5 protein-coding genes are annotated in these 4,580 nt (G+C 32.4%); all 5 read left to right on the top strand.

Going from position 1 to position 4,580, the window contains the following annotated elements:
- Positions 1-625 precede the first annotated feature (625 nt).
- The 5 genes from KA824_RS10325 to KA824_RS10305 all read left to right on the top strand — a co-directional run bounded on the left by KA824_RS10325 (position 626) and on the right by KA824_RS10305 (position 4,432).
- Entirely contained in the window at positions 626-1,570 is a 945-nt protein-coding gene (locus KA824_RS10325; protein WP_181187316.1) for a replication initiation factor domain-containing protein, read from the top strand.
- 7 nt (positions 1,571-1,577) lie between these two features.
- Positions 1,578-2,426, top strand: coding sequence for a streptomycin adenylyltransferase Str (gene str, locus KA824_RS10320; protein WP_031795436.1), 849 nt, complete (start codon positions 1,578-1,580; stop codon positions 2,424-2,426).
- 269 nt (positions 2,427-2,695) lie between these two features.
- A complete protein-coding gene (locus KA824_RS10315; RefSeq protein WP_181187317.1) occupies positions 2,696-3,079 on the top strand; it encodes a plasmid mobilization protein in 384 nt (127 codons plus the stop codon).
- Positions 3,061-4,008, top strand: a complete 948-nt coding sequence (locus KA824_RS10310) for a relaxase/mobilization nuclease domain-containing protein (RefSeq protein WP_181187318.1) — start codon at positions 3,061-3,063, stop codon at positions 4,006-4,008. Before KA824_RS10315 ends, KA824_RS10310 begins: the two co-directional genes overlap by 19 nt.
- Positions 3,977-4,432: a DUF334 domain-containing protein gene (locus KA824_RS10305; RefSeq protein WP_150821994.1), complete on the top strand. Its 456-nt coding sequence runs from the start codon at positions 3,977-3,979 to the stop codon at positions 4,430-4,432. The genes KA824_RS10310 and KA824_RS10305 overlap by 32 nt, the downstream gene beginning before the upstream one ends.
- Positions 4,433-4,580 lie beyond the last annotated feature (148 nt).

Below are 4,580 nucleotides of genomic sequence, written 5' to 3'. Positions count from 1 at the left end.
AAGTGCGCCCTTACGGGATTTAACTAGATTATAACGACGAAAAATAGACCTGTAAAGCAATAACAGTTGGGTCTACTTTGTCTACTGGGTAGACAAGAAAAGAACACGCATTTATGCCGAGAAAATTTATTGATGTTGAGAAGAACCCTTAACTAAACTTGCAGACGAATGTCGGCATAGCGTGAGCTATTAAGCCGACCATTCGACAAGTTTTGGGATTGTTAAGGGTTCCGAGGCTCAACGTCAATAAAGCAATTGGAATAAAGCAATAAAAGGAGTTGAAGAAATGAAATTCAGAGAAGCCTTTGAGAATTTTATAACAAGTAAGTATGTACTTGGTGTTTTAGTAGTTTTAACTATTTACCAGATAATACAAATGCTTAAATAAAAAAAAGACCTGATCTAATTAGACCAAGTCTTTTGATAGTGTTATATTTATAAACAAATAAAAAGAAGTCGCTCACGCCCCTACCAAAGTTTGTGAATGCGACTTACCTAAATAAAATATAAAGAGTTATGTTTTATTAATTTTTGTATATCTAGATATTAAACGATATTAGTTTATTCTTCAAGATATATATTCGGGTGAGCGACTTCTTAAATTAAATTAAGGAGTCGATTTTTTATGTATAAAAATAATCATGCAAATCATTCAAATCATTTGGAAAATCACGATTTAGACAATTTTTCTAAAACCGGCTACTCTAATAGCCGGTTAAACCGACATATTATGTACACCCCCGAACCAAAATTACACTTTGATGCTATGACAATTGTTGGGAATCTTAATAAGAACAATGCTCACAAACTGTCTGAATTTATGAGTATTGCGCCACAAATTAGACTTTGGGATATATTACAAACCAAATTTAAAGCTAAGGCTCTACAAGAAAAAGTTTACATCGAATATGATAAAGTAAAAGCAGATGCGTGGGATAGACGTAATATGCGTGTTGAATTTAATCCTAATAAACTTACGCATGAAGAAATGCTTTGGTTAAAACAAAACATCATTGACTACATGGAAGATGATGGTTTTACAAGATTAGATTTGGCTTTTGATTTTGAAGACGATTTGAGCGATTATTATGCGATGACTGATAAATCAGTTAAGAAAACTATTTTTTATGGTCGTAACGGTAAACCAGAAACAAAATATTTTGGTGTTCGTGACAGTGATAGATTTATTAGAATTTATAATAAAAAACAAGAACGTAAGGATAATGCAGACATTGAAGTTATGTCTGAACACTTATGGCGTGTAGAAATTGAATTAAAAAGAGATATGGTTGATTATTGGAACGATTGTTTTAATGATTTACATATTTTGAAACCAGATTGGTCTAGTTTAGAAAAAGTAAAAGACCAAGCAATGATTTATATGCTAATTCATGAAGAAAGTACATGGGGTAAATTAGAAAGACGTACAAAAAATAAATACAGAGAAATGTTAAAAAGTATTTCAGAAATTGATTTAACGGACTTAATGAAATTGACTTTAAAAGAGAATGAAAAACAATTGCAAAAGCAGATTGAATTTTGGCAGCGTGAATTTAGATTTTGGAAGTGAAAAAACAATGAGGACTGAAAAAGAAATTTTAAATTTAGTTTCTGAATTTGCTTATCAACGAAGCAATGTAAAAATTATTGCTCTCGAGGGTTCAAGAACTAATGAAAATATAAAAAAAGATAAGTTTCAAGATTATGATTTTGCTTTTTTCGTATCAGATATTGAGTGTTTCACACATGAAGAAAGTTGGTTAAGTTTATTTGGAGAATTATTGTTTATACAGAAACCAGAAGATATGGAATTATTCCCACCTGATTTAGATTATGGTTACAGTTATATAATGTATTTTAAAGATGGCATAAAAATGGATATTACATTAATTAATTTAAAAGATTTAAATCGTTATTTTAGTGATTCTGATGGTCTTGTAAAAATTTTAGTTGATAAAGATAATTTAGTAACTCAAGAAATTGTTCCAGATGACTCAAATTATTGGTTAAAAAAACCAACAGAACGAGAATTTTATGATTGCTGTAATGAGTTTTGGAGTGTCTCAACGTATGTAGCAAAGGGTGTTTTTAGAAGAGAAATATTATTTGCTTTAGATCACTTCAATAATATTTTACGTCCTGAATTATTAAGAATGATTTCTTGGTATATTGGCTTTAATAGGGGTTTTGATTTTAGTTTAGGAAAGAATTATAAGTTTATAAACAAATATTTAACTGATAAAGAATTCAATATGTTTTTAGCTACTTTTGAGATGAATGGATATAGAAAGACATACCAATCTTTTAAGCTTTGTTGTGAATTATTTAAATATTATTCAAATAAAGTAAGTTGTTTAGGAAATTATAACTATCCAAATTACGAAAAAAATATTGAGAATTTTATTCGTAATAATTATGAGAATTAATTTTATTAGCAACCACATTTTTGGTTGCTTTTGTTTTGATTTTGAATTTGGTTTTGAACTATGAGTGGCTAGCATTTTGCCACTCATTTTTTGCGTTAGCAAAAACATAAAGGGTCTGGGATTAATCCCAGCAAGCCGGTATATTCAGAACGAAGTGGCTAGAATATACGACGCTTGCCAAACCACATTATTACTTGAAATTTTGTTGATTATCATATAATCTACAAATATAGAAAGTCATATATTTCGAAGAAACGTGGTGGGATTGAATGAGTGATCATGATAATAATTTGGCTAGCGATTTGTCTGTTGGGGAAAACCGAAAACCCAACCGCAAAGAGCCAAAACAAATTAGTTTCAGAGTGAGCGAATCCGAATATGAAAAGTTAAGGTCATCTGCCGAAACTTTGAATATGAGTGTGCCGAATTTTGTTAAGAAAAAGGCACATGGTAGTCGATTGGTAGCGCCCAAATTTGATAAAGAGACGCGACAATCGATTGCCAAAGATTTAAGTAAGTTGGGTGCGAATGTGAATCAGATTGCTAAATATTGCAATCAACATCAACATGAAAATCCAGATTATAAGGCTTTGGATAGAAACATCAACGCAGTACGTGAAAGGCTTGATGAGATATGGCAACAACTAAATTAGGTAATACCAAATCGGCAAGTCGAGCAATTAATTACGCAGAGAAACGTGCAGAAGAAAAAAGTGGTTTGAATTGTGACGTAGACTATGCAAAATCGGCTTTTAAACAAACAAGAGCTTTGTATGGCAAAGAAGATGGAATTCAAGCACATACGGTTATCCAGTCTTTTAAACCTGGCGAAGTAACACCAGAACAATGTAATCAACTAGGCTTAGAACTTGCAGAAAAAATAGCACCTAATCATCAAGTAGCTGTTTATACGCATACAGATAAAGACCATTATCATAATCATATTGTGATTAATTCAGTTGATCTAGAAACTGGAAAGAAATATCAAAGTAATAAAAAGCAACGTGATTTAGTCAAAAAAGAAAATGACAATGTCTGTCGTGAACATGGTTTGAGTGTGACAGAACGTGGCACTGCAAAAATGAGATATACACAAGCAGAAAAAGGCATTGTGTTTGATAGAGAAGAATATTCTTGGAAAGATGAATTGCGGGAGTTGATTGAAAATGCAAAAGCACATACAAGCAATTTAGAGACGTTTTCAGAGCATTTAGAAGAAAAAGGGGTAGAAGTTAAGCTTCGTGGCGAAACAATCTCATATAAGCCTGAAAATGCAAATAAATGGGTGCGTGGACGAATGCTAGGTTCAGATTATGAAAAAGGGGCGATTGACTATGAGCATGAAAGACATCAAGAACAACAAAGAGAATCCGAATATGCAGACGGATTTAAGGTCAACTGGGACGCAGTCGAGCAACACACAGAGCAACTTAAACAACGAAGAGTTGAACGAGCTCAAGAGACAAAACAAGCTAATCGTAAAATATCTAGCAGAGATACAAGAGAATCAGAAAATCAGAGAGAAAGAACACAAGGAAACAACGTCCGAATTGAAAGAGGCAACGAAGGAATTTCGAGATAAAAGCTTAAAGATTCGTAATGATTTTGTAGATGTACTTCAAGAAAAATTAAAACAGGTTGATACAGAAGAATTAAAAGATATATTAGGCAGAGATATTTACAGAGTACGAGAAGAAAATGACCGTATGTTGCAAGAAGTAAGAGCGTCACATGAACACTATAAAAAAAGACAAAAGCAATTATTTACAGGTATTGGGGCTATGTTATTAGTCTTTATGTTATTTGCTTTAATTATGACCATAGGCAGTGATTTTATGAGTTTCTTGCATGTAGATGTATTACAGAAAGCCATAGCAAGCAAAATAAGAGCGTCTGAGGGCTTTATGACATTTGTTTGGTATATTGCTTATGGTTTGCCTTATATATTCGCTATAGGATTATTTATTGGCTTGTATGAATGGATTAGAGCAAGATTTCATGATTAGACCACGCATTTATGCCGAGAAAATTTATTGATGTTGAGAAGAACCCTTAACTAAACTTGCAGACGAATGTCGGCATAGCGTGAGCTATTAAGCCGACCATTCGACAAGTTTTGGGATTGTTAAGGGTTCCGAGGCTCAACGTCAATAA

Source organism: Staphylococcus sp. GDY8P198P, assembly GCF_017891615.1.
Taxonomy (GTDB): Bacteria; Bacillota; Bacilli; order Staphylococcales; family Staphylococcaceae; genus Staphylococcus; species Staphylococcus cohnii.
Note: the sequence above shows the minus strand (reverse complement) of the source record. Positions and strands in the feature narration are given on the sequence as shown.